The sequence below is a fragment of the Hymenobacter segetis genome (genome assembly GCF_054776495.1).
Genome location: NZ_BAAHBV010000003.1, coordinates 697631 through 720950, shown reverse-complemented (window position 1 = coordinate 720950; position 23320 = coordinate 697631). Strand labels below are relative to the sequence as shown.

Annotated in this window: 20 protein-coding genes and 1 pseudogene; 9 read left to right on the top strand and 12 right to left on the bottom strand. The window is 61.9% G+C overall.

Annotated elements, in window-relative coordinates:
* Positions 1–21: 21 nt before the first annotated feature.
* Positions 22–780, bottom strand: a complete 759-nt coding sequence (locus tag ACYU70_RS19875) for a hypothetical protein (protein WP_342296170.1) — start codon at positions 778–780, stop codon at positions 22–24.
* Between the two features lie 475 nt (positions 781–1255).
* Here ACYU70_RS19875 and ACYU70_RS19870 point away from each other — a divergent pair, with 475 nt between their 5' ends.
* Positions 1256–1882, top strand: a complete 627-nt coding sequence (locus tag ACYU70_RS19870; protein WP_342296171.1) for a 3'-5' exonuclease — start codon at positions 1256–1258, stop codon at positions 1880–1882.
* Here the strand turns inward: ACYU70_RS19870 and ACYU70_RS19865 are convergent.
* Complete coding sequence (locus ACYU70_RS19865) at positions 1879–2595, bottom strand: LytR/AlgR family response regulator transcription factor (protein ID WP_342296172.1); 717 nt, start codon at positions 2593–2595, stop codon at positions 1879–1881. The two genes, ACYU70_RS19870 and ACYU70_RS19865, sit on opposite strands and share 4 nt — an antisense overlap.
* A 299-nt stretch (positions 2596–2894) precedes the next feature.
* Here ACYU70_RS19865 and ACYU70_RS19860 point away from each other — a divergent pair, with 299 nt between their 5' ends.
* Positions 2895–3221, top strand: a complete 327-nt coding sequence (locus tag ACYU70_RS19860) for a hypothetical protein (protein WP_460616086.1) — start codon at positions 2895–2897, stop codon at positions 3219–3221.
* 74 nt (positions 3222–3295) lie between these two features.
* On the opposite strand, the gene ACYU70_RS19855 is transcribed toward ACYU70_RS19860, so the two are convergent.
* Complete coding sequence (locus ACYU70_RS19855) at positions 3296–4675, bottom strand: FAD-dependent oxidoreductase (protein WP_342296174.1); 1380 nt, start codon at positions 4673–4675, stop codon at positions 3296–3298.
* A 576-nt stretch (positions 4676–5251) separates the two neighbouring features.
* On the opposite strand from ACYU70_RS19855, the gene ACYU70_RS19850 reads away from it, so the two are divergent.
* Both ACYU70_RS19850 and ACYU70_RS19845 read left to right on the top strand, forming a co-directional pair.
* Entirely contained in the window at positions 5252–8044 is a 2793-nt protein-coding gene (locus tag ACYU70_RS19850) for a TonB-dependent receptor (protein WP_342296176.1), read from the top strand.
* A gap of 200 nt (positions 8045–8244) precedes the next feature.
* Complete coding sequence (locus ACYU70_RS19845) at positions 8245–8457, top strand: hypothetical protein (RefSeq protein ID WP_342296178.1); 213 nt, start codon at positions 8245–8247, stop codon at positions 8455–8457.
* On the opposite strand, the gene ACYU70_RS19840 is transcribed toward ACYU70_RS19845, so the two are convergent.
* The 7 genes from ACYU70_RS19840 to ACYU70_RS19810 all read right to left on the bottom strand — a co-directional run bounded on the left by ACYU70_RS19840 (position 8454) and on the right by ACYU70_RS19810 (position 14864).
* A complete protein-coding gene (locus ACYU70_RS19840; protein ID WP_342296180.1) occupies positions 8454–9053 on the bottom strand; it encodes an alpha-ketoglutarate-dependent dioxygenase AlkB family protein in 600 nt (199 codons plus the stop codon). The genes ACYU70_RS19845 and ACYU70_RS19840 overlap by 4 nt on opposite strands.
* Positions 9054–9113: 60 nt before the next feature.
* Complete coding sequence (locus ACYU70_RS19835; RefSeq protein ID WP_342296181.1) at positions 9114–9809, bottom strand: hypothetical protein; 696 nt, start codon at positions 9807–9809, stop codon at positions 9114–9116.
* Positions 9810–9876: 67 nt separating this feature from the next.
* Positions 9877–11154 carry a kynureninase gene (gene kynU, locus ACYU70_RS19830; RefSeq protein ID WP_460616085.1) on the bottom strand — a complete coding sequence of 426 codons (1278 nt, stop codon included), beginning with the start codon at positions 11152–11154 and terminating at the stop codon, positions 9877–9879.
* Positions 11155–11165: 11 nt separating this feature from the next.
* A complete protein-coding gene (locus ACYU70_RS19825) occupies positions 11166–12509 on the bottom strand; it encodes a hypothetical protein (RefSeq protein WP_342300726.1) in 1344 nt (447 codons plus the stop codon).
* A 21-nt stretch (positions 12510–12530) separates the two neighbouring features.
* Positions 12531–13088, bottom strand: a complete 558-nt coding sequence (locus ACYU70_RS19820) for a hypothetical protein (protein ID WP_342300727.1) — start codon at positions 13086–13088, stop codon at positions 12531–12533.
* 25 nt (positions 13089–13113) lie between these two features.
* Positions 13114–14172 (bottom strand): amidohydrolase family protein, encoded by a 1059-nt coding sequence (locus ACYU70_RS19815; RefSeq protein ID WP_342300729.1) that lies wholly within the window; start codon positions 14170–14172, stop codon positions 13114–13116.
* Positions 14173–14327: 155 nt separating this feature from the next.
* On the bottom strand, positions 14328–14864 hold the full coding sequence (locus ACYU70_RS19810; protein ID WP_342300731.1) for a 3-hydroxyanthranilate 3,4-dioxygenase: 537 nt from the start codon (positions 14862–14864) through the stop codon (positions 14328–14330).
* Between the two features lie 166 nt (positions 14865–15030).
* Between ACYU70_RS19810 and ACYU70_RS19805 the strand changes: the two genes are divergently transcribed.
* The 3 genes and pseudogenes from ACYU70_RS19805 (at position 15031) to ACYU70_RS19795 (ending at position 18458) form a co-directional block, all read left to right on the top strand.
* The gene (locus ACYU70_RS19805) at positions 15031–16785 is read left to right on the top strand and encodes a glycosyltransferase family protein (RefSeq protein ID WP_342300733.1); all 1755 of its coding nucleotides are present in this window, start codon (positions 15031–15033) and stop codon (positions 16783–16785) included.
* A 45-nt stretch (positions 16786–16830) separates the two neighbouring features.
* A complete protein-coding gene (locus tag ACYU70_RS19800; RefSeq protein WP_342300735.1) occupies positions 16831–17622 on the top strand; it encodes an SDR family oxidoreductase in 792 nt (263 codons plus the stop codon).
* A 110-nt stretch (positions 17623–17732) separates the two neighbouring features.
* Positions 17733–18458, top strand: a pseudogene (locus tag ACYU70_RS19795) (glycosyltransferase family 2 protein).
* A 95-nt stretch (positions 18459–18553) separates the two neighbouring features.
* Here the strand turns inward: ACYU70_RS19795 and ACYU70_RS19790 are convergent.
* Positions 18554–19105: a carbohydrate binding domain-containing protein gene (locus ACYU70_RS19790; protein WP_342300736.1), complete on the bottom strand. Its 552-nt coding sequence runs from the start codon at positions 19103–19105 to the stop codon at positions 18554–18556.
* A 124-nt stretch (positions 19106–19229) separates the two neighbouring features.
* Here ACYU70_RS19790 and ACYU70_RS19785 point away from each other — a divergent pair, with 124 nt between their 5' ends.
* Positions 19230–20450: an acyltransferase family protein gene (locus ACYU70_RS19785; RefSeq protein ID WP_342300738.1), complete on the top strand. Its 1221-nt coding sequence runs from the start codon at positions 19230–19232 to the stop codon at positions 20448–20450.
* Between the two features lie 8 nt (positions 20451–20458).
* Here ACYU70_RS19785 and ACYU70_RS19780 read toward each other — a convergent pair whose 3' ends face one another.
* A complete protein-coding gene (locus tag ACYU70_RS19780) occupies positions 20459–21823 on the bottom strand; it encodes a glycoside hydrolase family 16 protein (RefSeq protein WP_342300739.1) in 1365 nt (454 codons plus the stop codon).
* Between the two features lie 157 nt (positions 21824–21980).
* Between ACYU70_RS19780 and ACYU70_RS19775 the strand changes: the two genes are divergently transcribed.
* A complete protein-coding gene (locus ACYU70_RS19775) occupies positions 21981–23294 on the top strand; it encodes a hypothetical protein (protein ID WP_342300740.1) in 1314 nt (437 codons plus the stop codon).
* Positions 23295–23320 lie beyond the last annotated feature (26 nt).

Genomic DNA, 23320 nt, shown 5'->3' with positions numbered 1-23320 from the left:
TCGGCCACAAGCCGGTCGCAGCTATTGTGGCGCCAGGGTATTGTAATAGACCGCTACCTGCGCCAAAGAGCTACCCAGTTGCTCCTTGCCAAAGGATAAATCTTTGTCCCGGATGAATTGCTGCACCTCCTTGCCGTGGTCGGCCAGCAGGCGCACCGCGCCCGATTTGCTGGTAACGGCGTAGTAGGTGCCACCCTTCTGCATGAAAAACCGGTCGGCGCCCACAAACTCCGCGTTGATGAGCCGCTGGCTCAGCTGCTCGTGCAGGCGCTTGGTCCGCTTGGCCAGCACCTGCACGGGGCCATCCACCAGCATTTCGTAGTAGCCCGTGGCAATGGTGCCCCCGGCGCTGCTGTCGGCCACCAGCCGCACAAAGCGGTGGTCGTTGATGAAAAAGTAGCGCACCTGCTCATTAGCCAGCCGCAGCGTGAGCGGGTTGGTGGGCTGCTGCAGCACCACCTGGTCGAGCACCACGTCGTAGGCCAGGCGGAGGTTGGTGAAGTAATGCTCGTTGTAGTACACGCTGCCGGGCTGCCTGTCGGGCGACAGAAAGAACTGATGGCCCATGCGCTCGTTGTAGCGCAGGGAGTAGTCCACGTATTCTGGCCCGTTATACAGCTGCGGGTGGTGTTTGAAGGACTCGTTATACTGCTGCTGGACCGCCGCCACGGCATTGGCTACCAATGCATCAGGGGCAGTGGCCGGGCGCTGGGCCAGCGCGGGCGCACCAAAGCCCAGAGTGACCGCCAACGCCGGCACGATGCTACGAAGTGTTTTCATTGGGATGGAGAGGTCAGGTTAGGTGCAGCGATGTAGGCAAAAGAACATAGCTCGCCTCGGCTCCGTCCGTACTGGGTAGCTGGAGAAAGGAGGCGGATGCGCAATGCCGCAAAAAGCAATGGAGGAAAGGCAACTGGCTGAACTGCGCATCGGGGTAGCGACTGCGGTATCAACCTAAGAGTCGAAGATAATGAATGGCCGGCGAGGGAGCCCCGAAAGGAAACCTGGCGCGCGCAAACTGAGCAGTCGCCTGTTCACTGGCGGTAAGCCAATTAACGAATGCCCAATCTCACGGATTGCGTTTTGCCTGAAAAAGAACGAATTGCGGAACAGTAAAATTGTGGGCGGGCCTGCTACCGCATTTTTAACCCCGGAGTGCAGAGCAGTGTTTTTAATACGCTTTTAATCCCGTCCGGCTACAATTGCCGCTCCGGCCCGTCAGCCGCCCGGCCGGCCGCTTCCGTACACTCTGCCCATGCGCTACGTTTCCCTCGACCTCGAAACCTCCGGCCCGAACCCCGCCCGCCACCAAATCCTGGAACTGGCCGCTGTGGTCGAAGACTCCCGCCACCCGCTGCCCCTGGCCGAATTGCCGGCCTTCCGCCGCGTAGTGCGCCACCCCGAGTATGCGGGCACGGCCGGAGCCATTGCCCTCAATGCCCGCCTGTTCGAGGAACTGGCCCAAAAAGAGCCCAACCCCGAGCTGTGCACGCCCGCCGAACTGCTGCCCCAGCTGCGCGAATTCCTACTCCTGCACGGCTTCCGGCCAGATAAGCACGACTGCGTTTCGGTAACCATGGCCGGCAAAAACATCGCCGTATTCGACCTCGGCTTTCTCAAAGAGCTGCCCGGGTGGGGCACCCTCGTGCGCGCCGAGCCAGCCATGCTCGACCCGGCCGCTTTCTACCTCAACTGGCGCAAAGACTCGCGCCTGCCCAGCATGAGCATCTGCAAGGCGCGGGCGGGCCTGGAGCGCGAAGTGGCCCACGAAGCCCTGGCCGATGCGCTGGACGTGGTGCGCCTGCTCCGCCCATTCTACGAGCTGCCGGTGTATAAGCAGGTGCAGAACAGCGAAGTGCCCGAAGCTACCGAGGAGGCTTAAATGCGCTGCAAGCCCTTAAAAAAGGCTTCCTGGTACGACTTGCCGATGGGTACAAAGTGGCCGCCGCTCAGGTTGGCCGTATTGTCCTCGATGGACTCGATGTGCTGGGTATTGAGCAAGTAGCTGCGGTGTACCCGCATGAAATTCGGGAACGACGCCAGCCGGTTTTCCAGCGCCTTGAGCGTGGTGTACACGATGTACTTGTGCTTGGGCGTCACGATGTTGACGTAGTCGGACAAGGCTTCCACGTACAGCACCTCATCGAAATTGATGCGCACCATGCGGCTGTTCACCTTCACAAACAGGTCGGCGCTGGTGGGGCTGTCGGCGGCGGGCGCGGCCGCTGCGGTGGCCGGAGCCCGCCGCGAGGCCACCCGCTGCACCGCCTGCGTGAAGCGGGCAAAGTCGAACGGTTTCACCAGATAATCGGTCACGCGCAGCTCGAAGGCATCGACGGCAAAATCCTGCCGGGCGGTGGTGATGATGACTTCGGGCGGGTCGGAGAGCACGCGCAGCAGTTCCAGGCCGTTGAGGTGCGGCATCTCAATATCCAGAAACAGGACATCGACTTTGTTGCCCTCGCGGAAAAACGTGAGCCCGGCAATGCCATCGGCCAGCGAGGCCACCAGCTTCAGATTGGGCGTGAGCTCAACGTAGTGCTCCAGCGTCAGCCGGTTGATTTCGTCGTCGTCGATAATGGCGCAAGTCATCATAGTAGGGGCAGGGAAGAGAAAAGGGCGCGAATTGGGTAATTGGCAAGGGGCATTAAAATATTCGCCGATATAAAGTAACCACTCAGGGGGCAAAACATGACAATCGCCCAGAAGGATAACCTGCCGGAATCCGTTCAGTTTAGTTTTGACAAGGATAAGATGCAATAAATAAAGCCGCTACGTATGTAGTTGCTTCAGCTTTTCTGGTTATGATTTGGACGCGTACTTTCGGATTGATGTTGATGGGTTGGATGAGCATTGTGGGGGCTCGGGCCGCCGGCCACCCCAAGCCGCTCACAATGGCGCAAGCCGAAGCCCGCAATGAAATGCCCGCCCCAAGCTTCTCGGGGCAGCTATACGAAGCCCGGCGTGTGAGCAGTTTTCTCGCCGATGCATTAGTGCTCAATAATGCCCAGCAACACGCCGTGCAAGCCTACACCGTTGCCAAGTTCGAGGCCCTGTCGCTGGCCGTGACTGCCGCCGACACCGCCGAAGCCCTTCAACAATACCGGCAGGCCGTGCGGCGCGTACTGGCTCCCAGCCAGCGCGACGTCTACGCGGTGCTGTGCCAGCACCAGACCGATACCCTGCTGCCGCTTGACAGCAGCGAGCTGGCCCTGCGCTAGTTGGTTGTTGATGAATGGGGTGGATTAAGGATTTGAACTGTCATGCAGAGCGCAGCGAAGCATGACGGGCTATGTTAATGACGGGCCGCCATTTCCTGCTGCACCAGCGCCTGCACTTCCGGCTGGTCATAGTCGGCCTCGGCCTGAATGTGGGGCATGAGGCGGGCCATGATGGCATCCTGGCGCTGCCCGGCGGCCCAGGCCTCGGCGTAGGGCGTGTCGGAGAAGGTGACCTGCGAATACAGCGGCACCCACTGGCCGGGAAACTGGGCCGAGATTTTCGCCTCAATTTTCTTTTGCAGAAGGAACTTGGGGTCGGCCACGCGGTCGCGCATCTCTACGAAGTTGTACAGGGCCAGGTCGGCCATGGCGTCATTGTTGGGCTTGCGCTGGGCCTGAAACTCGGCGAAAATGACGTCCCAGGCCGAGTCGCCGTGCTGGTCGAATAGCGCATTGAGCACCGTGCAGTCTTCAAAGCCGGCGTTCATGCCCTGGCCGTAGAAGGGCACGATGGCATGCGCCGCATCGCCGAGCAGCAGCACGTCGTCGCCGTGCTTCCACGGGAAACACTTCACGGTGAGCAACGAGCCGGTGGGGTGCGCGAAAAACTCCTCCGTGAGGGCCGGCATAAGGGGCACAGCGTCAGGAAACACGCGGTCGAAAAAGGCTGTGACGTCGGCCGGCGTTTGCAGGGCGGCGAAGCTCTCGGGGCCTTCAAAGGGGAAAAACAGGGTGGCGTTGAAGGAGCCGTCGAGGTTGGGCAGCGCAATCATCAGGTACTGCCCGCGCGGCCAGATGTGCAGGGCGTTTTTCTCCAGCTGCCACGCGCCGCCCGGCCCGGCGGCAATGGTCAGCTCCTTGTAGCCGTAGTCGAGGAAGTCCTGCGAATAGTCGAACCGGTCGGTGCGCTGCAAGGCGCTGCGCACGGCCGAAAAGGCCCCGTCAGTGCCAAACAGACGGGTGTAGGGTTCGTGGTGCTCCTGCTGGGTGGCGGTGTCGCGCAGGTGCAATTCCTTGGTTTTGAGGTCGATGCCGGTGCACTGCTGGCCGAAATGCAGCGTCACGCCGGTCTGGGCCTCGGCCAGGTCGAGCAGGCGGCGGTTGAGATGGCCCCGGTTCACGGAGTAGATGGCCTGCCCGTCGTGCCCATAGGGTTGGCGGGTGAGGTTGCCGTGCACGTCGTGCATCACGCGGCCACTCATCGGAATGCCTACTTGGCGGATGTCGTTGGCCACGCCCACGCCGCCCAGCGCCTTCCAGCCCCGGTCCGACAGCGCTAGGTTGATGGAGCGGCCCTCCTGGAAACCGGCCCGGCGCGGGTCGCCGCGCCGCTCAAATACTTCTACGGCGTGCCCGCGATGGGCCAGGTACAGCGATAACAGGGAGCCCACCAGCCCGGCCCCCATCACGGTGAGGCGTTCGGTGGTGGGGTGGGAAGGGGTGGGGGTGGCCATTGGAGAGAGGAGCTTGAATACGGGTGGGCAGGAAGCAGCGGCGAAGCTACTACGGCCCGTGCGCTTAGCCAGTAAAGCCCGAAAAACCCGACGGGCTATCAATTGCATTCATCGTCTAAAAATTATAATTGGTCGTAAAATTAGCCAGCTAGGCAACCCTTGGCGGACCTTTGACGAATTAGAACTAAAACAACTTTGGCTATGACACATTTTCGATTTCGGTACAAACGGGCAGGGTATGTGCGGTGGCGGCGTCGGGCAGTTCGGGCCCGGGCTGCGTTGCGGGTATGGCCGCTGTCGGCCGATGCCCGCTATGCGCCCAGCATGGCGGCGTGGCGGCGCGCACAACCCCTGGCAGCACCGTTGGCCCCCATCAGTGCCATGCTGCAGGTGGGTAGCTACCTAGTGGGCGAGGAGAGTGACCCGCAACTGACCGGCCATCCCGATATCAGATACTAACTATTTATTATTCAGGGAAAATAACTTGGCTATTGCAGTGAGAGCATAAGCGGCTGCCAAGGCCTATATCGGGAAAAAGTAGTAGGTTTGCATACTATTTTTAAAAATTCCCGAATAATGCAGCAACGTTACTTCTTTCTTATCCTATGCCTGATGCTGGCGTTGAACAGCTGGGCGCAGGTTCCTCAAACCATCAGCGGCACCGTGCAAACGGAGGCCGGCATGCCCCTGCCGGGGGCCACTATTTTCTTCAAAGGCACCTACAATGGCGGTAGCACCAACGAGGAAGGCCAGTTTCAGATAAAAGCGGATTTTTCTAAGGGCCCGCAGGTGCTATCCATCTCGTTTGTGGGCTATGAGACGCAGGTGCTCACCCTGGCCCAGCCCGACAATGCGCTAGTGGTAACGCTACGGCCCAGCGCCGTGCTCGACCAGGTGGTAGTGGCGGCCTCCCGCGTGGAGGAAAGCATCGGCCAGGTGCCGGTGACGGTGGAAAAGCTCAACCAGCGCCAGGTGGAACAGATTACGACTCCCGATTTGGTGGCCGGCCTCGGCCGCTTCAAGGGCATCGATGTGAGCAGCTCCAGCTTGCTCACCACCAGCTTCAGCACGCGGGGCTTCAATTCCTCGCGCTCGGAGCGGGTTATTCAGCTCTCGGACTACATGGACACGCAGGTGCCCAGCCTGAGCAGCTACTTCGGCAACCTGCTGGGTGCGCCGGTATTGGACGTGGCCAGCGTGGAGATTGTGCACGGCCCGGCCTCGGCCCTCTACGGGGCCAACGCCTTCAACGGCGTGCTACTCACCAACTCGAAAGACCCCTTCAAAGACCCCGGCCTGACGGTGCGCCTGCGCGGCGGCAACCGCGACCTGCTGGACGGCCAGCTGCGCTACGCCACCAAAATCGGCGAGCGGGTGGCGTTTAAAATCTCGGGTGGAGCCACGGTGGCCACCGATTTTATTGCCAATAACCAGGACGCGACTTCGGCCGTGATTGAGCCGGCCAACAACCAGCCGGGTTCGGTCGCTGGCTACGATGCGGTGAGCCGCTACGGCGATGTGAACACGGGCTACGTGTTTGCCAACGTGCTGGTGAACCCGGCCACGCGCCAGCCCTACCAGAACGCGCAGGGCCAGCCCATTCCGACGCCAACTGAGCTGCGCGGCAAAACATTGTTCCTGCCCGGCTTCTCGGAAGCCGACCTGGTGGCCGGCGACAACAAAACGCACTCCTATAAGGTAGCCCCCAGCTTGTCGGTGCTGCTCACCAACAGCATTAAGGCCACGGCCGATTACAAGTACACCAATGCCACCACTACTTACCAGAGCGCCAGCCGCTACCGGTTCGTGAATGGGGGCGCACATCAGGCCCGGGTGCAGGTGGAGGGCCGCAACTGGTTTGTGCGCGGCTTCACAACGCGCGATTTCGCGGGCGGCACAGGGGCGCAGGCCGATGGCTCCTACAACCTCGGTTTCCTGGGCGGCTTTCTGCAAAACCAGGTGGTGCCCGGGGCTACTACCACCACCTACGGCCAGCGCTACGTGGCCACCTACCTGGGCGGCCTGGCAGCGGGCCTGCCGGTGGCAAATGCGGCTTCCGGGGCGGCGGCTACCTTGTTGCAGCCGGGCAGCAAGGAGTTTAATGATGCCCGCGACAAGATTATCCACGACCCGACGCCTGGCCAGGGCGCATTGCTGGTTATTCGCTCCGTTCTCAATGAGGGCAGCGGGCAGTACACGTTCAACAACAACATTGCCGACCTGACCGTGGGCGCGGCCTACCGCCAGTACCTGCTGGGCTCAGATGGCAGCCTGTTTGAGGATACCAAGGGCGGCGACCGCATCCACAACTACGAGTACGGCGCCTACGCCCAGGCCACCAAAACCCTGCTCGACGACCACCTGAAGCTGGCCGCCGCCGGCCGCGTCGACCGGTTCCAGAACTTTGGCACTGCATTTTCGCCCCGGGCTTCGGTGGTGTACTCGCTGGGGGCCGATAAGCTCCAGAACTTCCGCGCCAGCTTCAGCCGCGCTTTCCGGGCACCTACCCAGAACGACCAGTACATCAAGCTCGACGTGGGCCGTGCCTTCCTGCTGGGCAACGTGCGCGGCGGCTTCCAGGGCTACACGCCCGCGCTGGGCAGCCGCGTAGCCGCTGACCCGGCTATTCTAACACCCGCCCGGGCTTCGGAGCTGGCTGCCTACGAATACAACGGTCCGGCGCTCAAGCTGGAAGAAGTGAACAGCTACGAAGTAGGCTACCGCGCCCAGCTGGTGAAGAAGCTGTACGTGGACATCGACTACTTCTACAACGTGTACAATAACTTCATTGCCACCCAGAACTTCATCGGCAACGTGGATGGCAGCCGGCCCACTGCCACCCAAATAGCCAGCGGCGGCAGCGTCAGCTTCCAGAGCCCGGTGCTCCTCAACGGCGCGGCCAACAACACCCGCGTGCTCCAGATTGCGGCCAATGTGGACCAGCGCGTGCAGAGCCAGGGCGCGGGCATCACGCTGAGCTACGCCTTCGCCCCGGGCCTCACCGTGAACGGTAACTACAGCTACAACGACCTCATCACGAAAGACTTCAAGGCCGGCACGCAGTCGTTCTTCAACACGCCGAAGAACAAGTTCAACTTCGGCCTCGACGGCCAGCTGCTGAACCGCGCTCTGAGCTATAACGTGAACTACCGCTGGGTCGAGAGCTTCCTCTACGAGTCGACCTTCGCCACCGGCACCGTGCCCACAGCCCAGACCGTGGATGCCCAACTGGGCTACACCCTCAAGGCGCTGCACACCACGCTGCAAGCCGGCGTCACCAACCTTTTCGACACCGCCAACCTGCAGGTGTACGGTGCGCCCAGCTACGGCCGCATCGGCTATTTCGGGCTGCTGTTCGACATCAAGTAGAAAAAAACATTGCTGATGGAAAGCCCCGGCCAGTTTCTGGTTGGGGCTTTTTTATGGGCATTGAGTAGCGGCTTCCGGCTACGGTGGCGCTTGGCGGTCAGGCTGGTACGCTCCTTGTAAAGGTCCGGCTGCCGCAGCTTCAGGTAGCTGAATACGGTTGAGGTAACCAGCGCTTCTCACCGCTATTATTCGCCCTATTTATGCCCCGTTCCGCCACTGTCCGCCGGCTTGCGCCCGCGCTCACCGCCCTGCCCGCTTCACCCCTCACCGTAGAGAAACCTCCGGCTGCCGCCCTGGCTGGCGGGGCAAAAATCATTCAGCTCATTACCACTCCGGTTTTTCGGGTGGGCGAATACGAGGTGGGCGACGGCTACTGCCCGCACCTGCACGGCCACCCCGGCATTCGCTACTAGCCGGCCGCTCCCGCCACCCACCGAAAGGTGAGGTTGAGGCGCGGGCCGATGGGCCGGGCCGTTTTGGGCAGGGCGTGCTGCCAGTGCTGCTGGGTGGGGCCGCGCATGAGCAGCAGGCTGCCGCTGGGCAGGTCGAGGCCAAAGGGGGCGTAGGCCAGCCCAGCACGCGGGCGCAGCCGGAAGTGGCGCGTAGCCCCCAGACTGAGCGAGGCGATGACGGGCGCGGGGCCGAGCTCGGGCTCATCGTCGGCGTGCCAGCCCATGCTGTCGCGGCCGTCGCGGTACAGGTTCAGCAGCACGCTGTTGAAGCGGGCCTCGGTGGCGGCTTCGAGGCGCTGGCGTAGCGCTTGCAGGGCGGGCAGCCAGGGGCGCGGCTCCCAGGCCAGGCCGGAGTAGGTGTAGCGGGCTTCGGCATCGCCGTACCAGGCGGTAAGGCGCGGCTGCGGAATTTCCTGCCCGAAAATGCGAATGGCCCGCTGCTCCCAGGCCACTTCGGCGGTGAGCTGCGTGAGCAATGCCTCAGCCTCAGCGGCCGGTAGAAAAGTGGGTTCGAACAATAATTCGGCCCGGGGCAGGGGCAGCGGTGAGAGAGCCATAAGAAACGCCGGTAGCGCACGGCCACGCACTACGGGCGGGGCCGCCGATGAGGGTTGGCCTTACTGTTTCGGCATCATGCGCTCAAGCTCCTGCTGCACTTCCTTGGGCTGCTGCTTCAGCATATACGATTGGAAGTACTGGATTCCGTAGGCCAGCACAAAGCACACCAGCAGCGGCGGTAGCCAACTGCGGCTACGGTAAACCGACTGCCCCACGTAGCGCGGCCAGAACCACAGCACGTAAGCCAGAATAGCGGGCAGGTTGAACAGTGGCCCGTACCACAGCCTCAAGCCGAAGCGGGGCAGCGCCCAGCTCAGGGCAATTATACCGGCCAGCAGGTAGGCCAAGATGAAAACCACCAGGCTCAGCAGCGCCCGCTTGCGGTCGAGCCGCCATAGGTTGATGCCCAGCAACACACCGCCCGCCAGCAGCGTGAACGGGATGGAAAACAACACAATGGTCACCGGCGAATACAGCGCGGGCGCGGTTTCGTCGGGCTCAGTAGCATCAAGGGTTTCAACCGGCCGGGGCCTGTCGAGCGCGGCTTCGGCGGCTTCGTCAATGGTGCGCTGGGCGGCGGCCCCGGCTTCGAGGCCGGGGCGCAGGGCGGCTTCTTCGGCGGCGGGCTGGCCCCGACGGCGCAGCTCATCGAGGGCGGCGAGCACGGCGGCCTCGCGGTACTGGACATGGCCGGTCACGTATTCGCGCAGGGCCGCGTCGGTCTTGAGCAGCATCTTGGCGGCGTAATCTTCCATTTTCAATGGGTGAATAGGTGAATGAGCGAATGAGTTATTTTATGGGGTATACGAGAAAAACATTTGCTCATTCACCCATTCGCTCATTCACCCATTGGGTAAGCGCTTCGCCCACCCGCTCCACGTCCTCAAACGAATTATAGAGCGGCACGGGTGCCAGGCGGATAACATTGGGCTCGCGCCAGTCGGCGATGATACCCTGGGCGGCCAGGAAATCGAACAATTCGCGCCCGCGCTCGTGCACCAGCACCGAGAGCTGGCAGCCGCGCTGGGCGGGGTCGGCGGGCGTGATGATTTCGAGCTTATCGGTAGAAAGATTCAAGCCCCGAATTATGCTTTCGAGGCGGGCGGTGAGCTGCTCGCTCTTGCGGCGCAGCACGGCCATGCCGCCGGCCCGGTCCACAATGTCGAGGCTGGCGCGGTGGATGGCCATCGGGAAAATCTGGGCGTTGGAGAGCTGCCAGCCAGCCGCGCCGGGCATGGGCCGGAAGCCTTTTTTCATCTGGAAGCGCACCGAGGCGTCGTGGCCCCACCAGCCAGCCAGCCGCACAAGGTCGGGCCGATTGGCAAACCGCTCGTGCACGAACACGCCCGACGTGCCGCCGGGGCCGGAGTTCAGGTATTTATACGTGCACCAGCAGGCAAAATCCACGTCCCAGTCGTGCAGGCGCAGGTCGAGGTTGCCGGCCGCGTGGGCCAGGTCGAAGCCCACGTAAGCCCCCACGGCGTGGCCCGCTTGGGCAATGGCGGCCATGTCGAAGGCCTGTCCGGTGTAGTAGTTCACCCCGCCAATGAGTACGGTGGCGAGCGAGTCGCCCAACTCCGCGATTTTGGCCAGAATGTCCTCGGTGCGCAGCGTGTGCTCGTCGGGGCGGGGCACCAGCTCCACAATGGCATCGTCGGGGTCGAGGCCGTGCAGTCGGGCTTGGCTTTCAATGGCGTACTGGTCCGACGGGAACGCGCCGCCTTCCATCAGAATCTTGTAGCGCGTGGCCGTGGGGCGGTAAAACGTGACCAGCAGCAGGTGCAGGTTCACGGTCAGGTTGTTCATCACCACCACTTCAATGGGCAGCGCACCCACCAGCCGGGCCGTAGCCTCGGTGAGGGTGTCGTGGAAGTGCATCCAGAACGAAGGCGCGTGGAAATGGCCTTCCACGCCCAGCCGCTCCCAGGTTTCAAACTCCTGCTCGGCGGCGGCGCGGGCGGCTTTGGGCATCAGGCCCAGCGAGTTGCCGCAGAAATAGGCGCAGGGCTGGCCATCGGGGCCGGGCGGCAGGTGAAACTCCTGGCGGAAAGCGGCCAGCGGGTCAGTAGCGTCGGGGTGGGCGGCGGGGGAGGAATTCATAGCAGCAAAAGCTAGTTCACCCACACCGTATTGAAGAACAGGTTCAATAGAAAGCAGAGGGTGAATAAGTTGAGGAAATACAAGCCGGTCGCTACTTCGCGATACCAACGGAAACGGTCGGGACGGGTCAGCCAATAGCCCGTGAGGTATAGGGCAATCAGCCCGAAGAACCACAGCCCCTCGCCCGGTGCAAAATTGACCATGAGCGTGGGCATTCCCACCATCAAGCCTACGGCCACCGCCGAGGCCACAATAGCAAGCACGACACGTGGCGTGGCCCACTGGGTATGCCAGGCCCAGGCCAGCAGCGCGGCCCAAAATGGCGTGGCCAGCAGGTAGCGGCTTAGGCCCACCAAGTCGCCGGCCTGGTAGAATACGATGAAGAACCCGGCACCCACGGTATACCCCAGGGCGAAAAGCACCGCCTTGGAGGCGGGCAGCTCGGTTGTGCTGGCCGAGCTGCGCTGCTTCAGCCAACGCAGGCCCAGTGCCGCGCAGCTGACCAAAGCCATCAGGCTGACCATCAGGCTAAGCGCGTCCAGCCATAGGGCCGGAGTGCCCGCTGATGAGCTTAGGTATTCGACGGGCAAGCGAAACTTGTGGCCCCACAGCGCGTGCACGTTATAGAAAGCGAACGGGTCGCCGCCCTGTTGCCACTGCATCAGCATCACGATGCCAATGCTGGTGGCAATGGCCAGCAAACCGGCCAGCAGGTTGCGCACCAGCCGCAGCCCCGAACTAAGGCTGCCCCACGCCAGCAGCTCGGCAAACAGGTAGGCCGGCACGAAGAGGGTGCCGGCCGAGCGCGTGAGGCAGCAGCCCAGCAAGCCAATCAGGGTAAGCGGCAACTTATCGCGGTGCAGACCACACAGCATAAGCGCCCCAAAGAAATAGAAAAAGCCCTCGGTGTAGGGCACCATCGTAAACATCAGCAGCGGAGCCGAGGCGATGAGCAGGGTTTGCCGGCCGTTGAAATTGAGGGTGCGCGCCAGTACGTACATCCCGATGGTGGTCACCGTCAGGTTGAGCGCGGCGGCGTCCAGCAGGTTGAGGTGCGCGTAGCGCCACACCAGCGGCGCGAGCGGAAAGAACGCATTGTAGCCACGGGTGGGGTCGGCATACCCAATGTCCCGAACCGCCATTAGGTCGATGACGTCCCACTTTTGCAGGGAAATATTATTGGGCAGTTGGTTTACGTAGCCGAAGCAGTAGAGTGCCGAATAAACAGCCGCCAGCAGCCCCAGGTGCAGGAGCAACGCCGCCAGCGGCGGGTTGCGGAGCAGCCGCGCGGCTGCCGCCTGGCCGGGCCGGCGCACGGGCGATAGCAGGCGCTCAATGGTAAGAGGAGAGGTCATGCGAAAAGGAGGAAGCCGGAATTAGCGAATTTTCTCAATGCTGATGTCATCCACGTAAAAATCTTCGCGGGTGATGCTGGTCTGCCACACGGACAAACTCACTTCATCGCCGGGCTCAATATCATCTGGCAGAATAAGGTCGCACTGAGCGTGTTCCCATTGCTGGATGCGCCGTGGCGATGTGACGGGCAATACGCCCCAGAAGCGCTGCTCACTGCCGTGCTTCACTTGCAGGATGATGCCGGCTTTGAGGCGGTTGCTCGGTAGCCACACCCACGCCCCGAGGCGCACCCGCCGGGGCATGCCCAGTTGCCCGGCGGAGGTGGTATAGTGCGCTGTGAATTCGGAGTTGGCATCGGCCAGGCAGGCGTGCTGCCCAGAACGGGCGCGCACAGTGGTCAGCCACGGGGTTCCTTCAGGCTGCCAGCCGCTTAGGTTCTCAAAATCGAGTATAAACCCGGGCTCTTCCGGCGCGGGGCGGCAGCCGCCCAGGGTGGCGGCCAGGGCTACGGCCAGCGTGGTTTGGAGTAGGCGGTGCCGCCGGTGAAGCAGCGTACTTATCCGATAGAAAAAGGGCATAATGGCCTGGTAAGGGGGCGTGAAGTTAGGCTTTAAGTACGGACCTGGCCGCCGGGCCCCGGCCCAGCAGCTGGTGCTCCGTGGCCGCGCCCAGCCAGTCCAGGGCATTCTGACCCAGCATTCGGGCTTTGATATCTTCCGAAAACGGCATGGATTTGATGAGCTGGCCCGGCTCCAGCTCGCCCAGCGGAAACGGGTAGTCGGTGCCGAGCGTGATTTTGTCGGCCCCCAGCGTTTTCACCAGGTAATCCAGCATCAGCGGGTCGTGCACCAGCGAGTCGACCCAGAACTTGCCGAGGTACTTGCGCGGGTTGTGGGGGTTGTCGATGGCGCACAAATCCGGCCGCACCTGCCAGCCGTGCTCGATGCGCCCGATGGTGCTGGCGAACGAGCCGCCGCCGTGGGCCACCGCCACGCGCAGGTTGGGCAGGCGCTCCAGCACGCCGCCAAATATCAGGGAGCAGAGCGCCAGCGTGCTTTCGGCGGGCATTCCTACCAGCCAGGGCAGCCAGTATTTGGGCATTTTCCCCTGGGCCATCATGTCCCAGGGATGCACAAATACGCAGGCCCCGAGCTCCTCGGCGGCGGCGAATACTTCGAAAAGCTCCGGCGCATCCAGGTTCCAGTCGTTGACGTGGGAGCCAATCTGCACGCCGGCCAGCCCGATTTTCATGCAGCGCTCCAACTCCCGGATGGCCAGGTCGGGGGCCTGCATCGGGATGGTGCCCAGGCCCACGAAGCGGGTGGGGTAGCGCCGCACCACGTCGGCAATGTGGTCGTTCAGCAGCTGGCTGAGGTCCAGGCAATCGAGCGGCTGCGCCCAGTAGCTGAACATCACGGGCACCGTGCTCAGCACTTGCACCTGCACGCCAAACTGGTCGTACTCGCGCATCCGCACGGCAGGGTCCCAGCAATTATCCTGCACTTCGCGGAAGAACTTGTCGTCCTGCATCATGCGGGCGCAGCAGGGCTTGTGGTGGTCGAGCCGGATGAAGCCGCCATAACCGTACCGTTCGCGCAGGTCGGGCCAGCGCTCGGGCAGGATGTGGGTGTGGATGTCGATGCTAAGGGGATGGGGCAACACGGCGGGGCGGGTGGGGCAGGAGAAGGCGAGGGATGGAGAAAAAGGCCGTCATGCAGAGCGCAGCGAAGCATCTTTACCGCAGTAGTAATCCAATCAACTGGGTTTAGGTGCGCGGTAAGGATGCTTCGCTGCGCTCTGCATGACGGTCTTTCTTGTTATTCAGCAGCTGGCACTACCGGCGCAGGCGCTTCCATATAAGTGCCGCAGTTTTTGCAGGTGCGCAGGTCATCATTCGCCCAAAAGGCATTCATGATGGGCGGCAGCTGGGCCACGATGTCGGTGATGAGGGCAAACTCCTCGTGCAGCTTGTGGCCACAGTTTTCGCAGTACCACTGGAAGCCGTCGGGCTCGTCGGTGGTGCGGTAGCGCTCCAGCACCAGGCCCACGGTGCCGGCCGGGCGGCGCGGCGAGTGCGGCACGTAGGGCGGCAGCAGAAACATCTCGCCGGGCCCGATGGTGATATCGACCGGCTTGCCGTCTTCGATGATTTTGACGGTCATCGTGCCCTCGATTTGCCAGAACAGCTCCTCGCCGGCATCCACGTGGTAGTCCTTGCGGGCGTTGGGGCCGCCCACCACCATCACAATGAAATCCTTATTGTCTTTGAAAACCTGCTGGTTGCCCACTGGGGGCTTCAGCAAATGGCGGTGCTCATCAATCCACTTCTGGAAATTAAACGGACGGGCTATCATGGGCGGGAGGGGTTGGTTGCGGGTACTAAACTACTGCCGAGCGCGGAGTCCGGGCCGAATAGGCCGGCTGGGAGCTGGCAGCCAGCTACTCGCCGCCAACCGACGGCGCTATCTTTGCCGCTTATCCGGCGGCATCCGGCCCGGGCGCCCACCATTCTTGTCTATTATGAAAAACGGGCAGCGCCTGCTACTTCTGCTTCTTTTCTACGGCCTGGTATTCGTGGTTTTCACCTGGCCACTGGCGGCCAATTTTGGGACGTCTTTTATCGCCATCCCGGGCGGCGATTCCAGCTGCTACATCTGGGATGCCTGGCATTTTCGCAAGCTCCTGCTCAGCGGGCACAACCCGTATGTGACCGACTGGCTATTCTTCCCGCGCGGCACCGGGCTGATAATGCACGGCTACCTGCCCGTGTTGGGCCTGCTGAACCTGGGCCTGAACAATCCATTTCTGGCCGTGAATCTGGGCTTGCTCCTCAGCGCCGCCATCTCGGGAGCGGGGGCCTACCTGCTGGCGCGGCGCTGGGTTCAAAGCCCGGTTCTGAGCCTGCTGGCGGGGTTCATTTTCGTTTATTCACCCTTCAAGCTGCAACGCCTCACCCAGCATTTCAACCTGCAGCTCACGGCCACCATTCCCTTTTATATTCTGCTATTTTTCCGGGCGTTTGAATTCGAGGAAGGACGGTTTTTGCCCCGGGTGCGTAGCTGGGGAGCCGTGGCCGGCTGCTTCGCTTTGGGAATTCTCACGCTGCTCAGCGACTATTACGTGCTGTTTGGGCTGCTGTATTTTTCGCTGGCCTATGCCGCATGGTACTGGTTCCGCATCGGGCGCATCCGCTGGGGTGCGTGGCGCACTTGGGCGTGGCTGGTGGGCATTCTTGTGGTTGGCCACATCGTGGTTCGCCTGCTGCGCCTGTCGGGACTGCCCGAGTTCAGCATCTGGTGGGCCGGCGATTTGGTGGCTTACCTGATGCCGCCGCCCACCAGTCGGTTCGTGTATTGGGATTGGGCGGCGCGGCTCTATAACAACGCCAAGGTATTCAACATGCCGGGCTCGCTCGAAAATACGCTGTTCATTGGCTATGCGCTGCCGCTGCTGGCGCTGGTGCTGTGGGCGTTGCGCCTGGCCCGGCGGCGTCCCCCGTCCCAGCGCGCGCAGAGCACCGACGGCCGGCCGCTGGCCTGGGTACTCATTATTTTCCTGATGTTCACCGTGCCCACGCTGCGCATCTACGGGCACGAATGGTTGAACCTGCCCACGGCCGTCATCCACTTCATCCCGTTTTTCAATAACATCCGCTGTCCCACCCGCTGGGTGCTGATGGTGGGCCTGCTGCTGCCCATCGTTTCCTTCAGTGCCCTGGAATCATTGTGGGCTACCGCCTTGCGGCCGGGTATGCGCTTGGCGCTCAGTTTGCTGCTGGCGGGTATTGTGCTGTTGGAGTTCTGGCCGCAGCCCTACCAGCGCCTGACGCAAGCGGCCATCCCGCCGGTGTTTCGGCAGGTAGCGCAGCTACCGGGCACCTCGCTCATTCCCATTCCCCTGGGCATTCTGGATGGTAACCGACAAGTGGGGCTGATGCAGCCGGAACAGATGTTCTACCAAACCCAGCACAATAAAAAGCTGCCCATCGGCTACCTGTCGCGGGTCAGCCCCGAGCTGTTTACGTCGCTCGATGAGCAGCCCGTGCTGCACGCCCTGCTGCGCGTCCAGATGCGGCCCGACTCGCTGGCACCCGCCCCGCCCACTCCCGCCCAGATGCAGGCCTTTCTGCGCACCTACGACCCCGCCGCTTTCGTCATCGACCCGGCCTTCCGCAACCAGCCGGTCGCCGCCTACCTGCGCCAGCTGCTCCAGCCCTACGGCTACCGCGAGCAGCTGGTGGGCGGCTACGTGCTGCTAACCCCGCCCGCCAAGTAAAAAAGGCAGAATCTCTAGGTTCCTTACTCTAAAAATCAATCGTCTATGAGCCTTCCGTTGACTTCCCGCCGCGCCCTCGTGGGCGGCTCTACCCAAGGCATTGGCCGGGCCGTGGCCCAATTGCTGGCCGAGCAAGGCTGTGCCGTAACGCTGCTGGCCCGCAACGAAGAGCGGCTGCGCGAAGTCGCCGCCGCCCTACCCACGCCCGCCGAAGCCCGCCACAACTACTTAGTGGCTGATTTCGACGACCCCAGCCACCTCGAAACCGTGGTGCAGGGCTACCTGGCCCAGCACCCCGAGGGCTTCCACATTCTGATAAACAACACCGGTGGCCCGGCCGGCGGCCCGCTACTGGATGCCTCGGTCGATGACCTGCGCATTGCCTTCAACCAGCACGTGGTGTGCAACCACCTGCTGGCGCAGGCCGTGGTGCCGGGCATGCGGGCGGCAGGCTTCGGGCGCATCATCAACATTATCAGCACCTCGGTGAAGATTCCGCTGGCGGGACTGGGCGTGAGCAACACCATTCGCGGGGCGGTGGCCAGCTGGGCCAAAACCTTGGCCAACGAGCTGGGTCCGGCCGGTATCACCGTCAACAACGTGTTGCCCGGGGCCACGCTCACCCAGCGCCACACCTCCCTTATTGAGAAAAAAGTGACCCAAACCGGCCAGTCGGCCGAAGCCATTGAAGCCGACATGCTGAAAACCATTCCGGCCCGCCGCTTCGGCCACGCCGAGGAAGTGGCCGCCGCCGTGGTTTTCCTCGCCTCGCCCGCCGCTGGCTACATCAACGGCACCAGCGTGCCCGTGGACGGCGGCCGCACGGGCGCACTGTAATGTCTTCGGGTGAATGAGGGAAGGAATTCCCCGCATTTTCCAATTCTTCATTCCGCCTTAAGCGAAGCGTTTACCTTTGCTGCTTTCCGGCTGCGTCCAACTTCTTTCCTGTGGTAAAATTCGACACCTTATCCATCGTTATTCCGGTTTACAACGAGGCCCGCACCATTCACCAGATTCTGGATTTGCTGCGGGAGTTAGAACTGGTGAATAATATCGGCAAGGAAATTATTCTCGTTAACGACTGCTCTACCGATGCCTCGGCCGACACCATTCGGGCCTATGCCGCGCGCTACCCCGAAATGGGCCTCCGCCTGCTGGAGCATCCCGTGAACCAGGGCAAGGGAGCCGCGCTGCACACGGGTATCCGCGAGGCTACGGGCGACTACATCATCATTCAGGATGCCGACCTGTAATACGACCCGGAAGAGTATAACCTGCTGATAAAGCCCATATTAAAAGGGTTTGCCGACGTGGTTTTCGGCTCGCGCTTTATCGGGGGCAATCCGCACCGCATCCTGTTTTTCTGGCACAGCATCGGCAACTATTGGCTCACCCTGTTCTCGAACATGGTGACCGACCTGAACCTGACCGATATGGAAACGTGCTACAAGCTGTTCCGGCGCGACATTATTCAGGGCCTGAAGCTGGAGGAAAACCGCTTTGGCTTCGAGCCCGAAGTGACCGCCAAGGTGGCCCGCGTGCCGGAGGTGCGCATCTACGAAGTCGGCATCAGCTACTACGGCCGCACCTACGCCGAAGGCAAAAAAATAGGCTGGCGCGACGGCTTCCGGGCCATCTACTGCATTCTCAAGTACGGCCTGCTGGGGCAGTAAGCCTGTTGCAAAACCTGCGTAAAATTAAATGCGCCGGCCCCGTAGCGAAAGTGCTACGGGCCGGCGCATCAACAAAAGATAGCGCTTCGCGTAGGTTATTCGGCCCGCAGAATTTCCATATCGTCGATGTAAGCTACGCTGGTCGGGGAGGCCCCGCGCCACAGGTACATATACAGCTTGTTGGTGGGGCTGAGGTTGGCCGGCATGGTCAGCGTTTTTTCAATTTCTACCCATTCGGCACGTTTCTTCACCGCAGTCTCCAAGCTCAGAGCTTCCCAGAGCAGGGGCGATGCGCCCTGCTTGTCCGGGTCGATAACCTGGGTAACGATGGCTCCACCGGGCTGCCCGGCCGGTACAAATACCCAGCCTTTTATCTTGATTTTGGTGAGACGCGTGGGGCTAATCTTACCCACGGTGCCAATGAAGCCGCTGGCATATTCCACATCCGGACCCACGCGCATGGAGTAAATGCCGGAGTGCGCCTTTTCGCGGGTGAGCGATACCGGCAGAGGAGCGTCGCCGTTCCAGCCTTCTATTTCTTCAAAATCATTGCCTGCCAGAAAGTTGTCGGGACGCGATTTGCCGTTCTTGTCGCCGCAGCCGGCCAGAGTGGCCAGAGCCAGCACTAAGTAGATATGTTTTTTCATAAAATGATTAGAGGACCTTTTTAGGCGCATAAAGGTAGGGCAGATTTTGCTCCCAAGCACACCGCGGTACCCGTAAATGGACGGTGGATTGTACTTTAGGGGCTAAATTAATTTATTCCGCTTCGTGTCATCCCCTTCCTCCACTACTGTTGCCCTCACGGACGAGCCCATGGCGGGCGTATCGCCGGCGGCTCCGATTCCGTACTTCCAGCCCCTTGATATTGTCCGCTTCCTGGCAGCTGTGCTCATTCTCATCACGCACAGCTACGACCACTGGACCGACGTGCCGCGCATTGCGGCTGCTACAACCGGCCCCGATGGGCAGCCCGCGTGGTGGGCCCTCAAGCTCAAGGTGTTTGTGGGTAGCTTCAATATTGGAGTAGACATCTTTTTTCTGATGAGCGGCTTCCTCATCACCTACCTGCTGTTGGTCGAAAAGCAGCGGTACGGCCGCATCGACATCAAAAGCTTCTACATGCGGCGGGTGCTGCGCATCTGGCCGCTGTACTATTTCTGCGTGGCCATGGCCCCCGTGCTCACGCACTTCGCCCACGAGCCGGCCGCCAATATGCCCATGCACCTCCTATTTCTGGGCAATTTCGACCTGATGAAAAACGGCTGGGGCTCTACCGCCGTCAACCACCTGTGGTCCATTTGCATCGAGGAGCATTTTTACCTGGTGTGGCCGCTGCTCATCGCGTTTGTGCCACGTCCCAAGCTCACCACCGTGTTTGGGGCGGTTATTCTGCTCAGCTTCCTCACCCGGATTTACTATTTCTACTTTGAGCCGGGCACTTATAACACGCTGTATCTCCACACGCTGTGCCGGTGGGATGCCCTGGCCATCGGCTCCTTATTTGCCTACGCCCATTTCCATGGCTACGGGCTGCCACGCGTGCCGGCCGCCATGCGCTGGATGCTGTACGGCGCCACCCTACTGGTTTTTGCCAACGATGCCTATGGCAACTGGGACAATATTTTCCTGCTGTCCTTCAAGAAGTATGTGTTCCTCGGGGTTATTGCCTTTTTCATCGGCAACGTACTCTTCAACCCGGACTCGGCGGTGCAGTGGCGCGGGCGCACCATTTTCCACTACTTCGGCAAGATTTCCTACGGTATCTACATGTTCCACGGGTTCGTGATTTTTGCGCTGGTGCGGGCGTTTCCCATGTTTCATACCTCGTTTTTCATCGGGTGGGTGCTGCTGTTCACGCTCATCATCTCGGCGGCTTCCTACGAGCTGGTGGAAAAGCCCATCCTGCGCCTGAAGAAGTATTTTGATGCTTTCCGCCAGCAGCGCGCCAAGCTCCGCGAGCCTGAGCCGGCCCCGGCCGTGCCGGTGTAGCCCACGGGCTAGTCGTTGGCCGCCGCCGGCAGCTGGGTCGGCGGGGCCAGCCATTCGGGCGTAAACACCACCTCGTCGGGCCGCCCGAGCACGTACATCGTTTGGCGCACTTGGCAGGTACCCATGCGCAGACGCAGCGAATAGGCCCCCGGGGCCAGCGTCGGCCAGGCCAGCTCCCACCCGGCTGCGGGCAGCTGCTGCCCGCTGAGCACGGGCTGGCCGCACAGGTCATAAACCGTCCAGCTGAGCGACGAGCGGCCCCCATCGGGCGAGGCAATACGGTGCCGGGGCGAGTTCACATCGTGGTAGGCCACAAGCGGCGTGAGCCAGCGCTGCCGCACGGGCAGCGCCAGGAAGTTAAACTCCCGGGGGTTGAGGTTTTGCTGCAAGGCTAGGCGGGGCCGCTGGCCGGGCGGCTCCTGCACCTGCCAGCTCATTTCGGCCCCGGCCTCGCCCAGCACGGCAACCGTGGCGCGCGGCAGACGCCCCACGCCCACCACCGGCCCCACGGGCGTAACCGGCGGCGTGGGGGCCGGCTGCCGTGAGGTATACACCCGGATGTAATCAATATCGTATGTGTCGGCCCGGTCGCGGGACCAGCTCATCATGGCCAGGTTGGCAATCACATCGAGTGGGCAGCCCAGCGGCAGGTAGCGGGTTTCGTGCCGAATGGCGATGCCATCGAAGTAGTATACCATCTCGTCGGGCTGCCAGCTCAGGGCGAAGGTGTGGAAATCGTCGGTGATGCTGCCCGGCCCGGGCCAGTAGTAAAAGCTCTGCGATGATTCTTTGTCGGCCCCGAGTGGCCCAGGCCGCCAGTAGGGGTGGCTCCATAGGATAATGTTGTTGCCAATGATTTCCGGGGGCGAGCCGGCTTCAAATACATCCACTTCATCGGGGTGGCCGAAAAGCCAGAACGACGACGACGAGGCCTCCTTGCGGGGCAGCCGGCACCGAATCTCAAACAGCCCAAAGGAAAAGCCTGTGCTGCCCTCCGGGCACCCTGCCGACATGAGGGAATCGCGCCGGTGAGTGCTAAATAACAGGGCGGATTCGTAGTGTAGCTGCCGGCCCGCGTAGGGACGCGGCTCGGCCCGCCGCCGGGCCCGCAAGTGCAGCAGGCCGGCCGAATCGACGGCGACCTGCTGGCCGCTGTAGTACTGGTCTTCGTAGCCGCCCAGGTTGTGGCCCCACGGGTAGGCAAACCGCCAGTGGTCGGCCACCACGCTGCTGTCGCCGGGCGTGTTAAACTCGCTGCCCCAGAGCAGCTGCCACTGGGCGTGCCGGAGCGTATCGGGCCGGCTTTGGCCGGCCGCCGTGGTTGCCGAAGCCAGCCCACCCGCCATAATCAACCAGAAAACGCTCCGTAACATAGCCAGTGCCCGGCACAGAAATACATGGCTGCGCCCGAAGTAAAGATAAGTGCGGCCGCGGCACCAGGCCGCGCCTCGGGCCGCGTGTGGGGCCAATGGCTGCGTGCAATGAAAGTCCGGCTAGTACCTTTGAACTTCTACTAGTCTGAACTTTTGGATGGATAATTACTCGTTACGCCAGCGCGCTACGTTTGCGGTTTTGTTCTATGTGCTGCTGCTGCTGCTGGTGCCCAAAGCCGGCTTTCCCGGCGACGTGGATTTTTGGGTGCGATGGGCCAGCTACACGTTCGAGCACGGCTTGGGCAACGTGTACCAAGTGCCCGATAACAACTACAATCCGCTGTTCCACTACTTCCTGTGGTTTTTTGGCTGGCTGATGGGCAGCGTGGCCAAAATTGAGCACTACCGCCACTGGATAAAGGTATTGGTGCTGGTGTTCGATTTTGCGGGGGCCTTCTGGGCCGCCTCGCTGGTGCCCGAGCGCGGCCGGCGGTTTGGGTTGGCGCTGCTGCTGCTCTTCAATATCGGCTACCTCTACAATACCCTTATTTGGGAGCAGGTAGATGCTATTTATACCTGTCTGGTGTTTGGGGCCGTGGTGTGGGCGGTGCAGCAGCGCACCGTGCGCAGCATGGTGTGCTACCTGCTGGCGCTGGCCGCCAAAACGCAGGCCATCATTTTCCTGCCGCCGCTGCTGCTGCTGTGGGGGCCGCTGTGGGCGCATCGCCCGTGGCAACTGGTGCGGGGCAGTGCGGCAGTGGCGGTGGTGGCGCTGCTCATCCTCACGCCGTTCATCTGGTTTTCTTGGGAAAACTACGTGCCCCGCATTCTGGACATCAACCTGAACGCCACCCAAACCTACCCGTTTGTGTCGGTGAATGCCTATAATTTCTGGTTCCTGCTGGCCCCGGAGGCGGCGGGTGGCATGGTGGTGGATACCATGCCCTTGGCCGGCCTCACGTACCACAACTGGGGCCTGCTACTCTTTGGCACAGCATCGGCCCTGGCCCTGTTGCCCCTGCTGGTGATGGTTCTTGCGCAGGTGCGGGCGCGGCGTGCCCGCTACGCGGCCCTGCCCACCCTCAACATGGCCGTGGTGCTGCTGGGCTGCGGGCTGATTCCGCTGGCGTTTGCGTTTTTCAATACCCAGATGCACGAGCGGTACTGGCACGCGGCCATGCTGTTTCTGGCCGCGTACGGTTTTTTGCGGCGCGATTACTGGCTGCTGGGCCTGGTATCGGTGGCCTACTTCCTCAACCTGGAGGCCTGCCTGCGGTTTCTGGAGCTCCAGAATTATCAGGTGCTCATTTTCAAGCCGCAGTTCGTGGCCGGGCTGTTTGGGGTGGCCCTTGCGCTGGGGCTGTTCAAGCTCTACCGCCTCATGGCGTGGCGCACGGAGTGGCAGCACATCTGGCCGGGCGCGGCCTCCGTGCCGGTAGTGGCGGGAGGTAGCTACGGGGCTGATAATTAAAGTCTATTGGCCCGCAATTGCGCAAG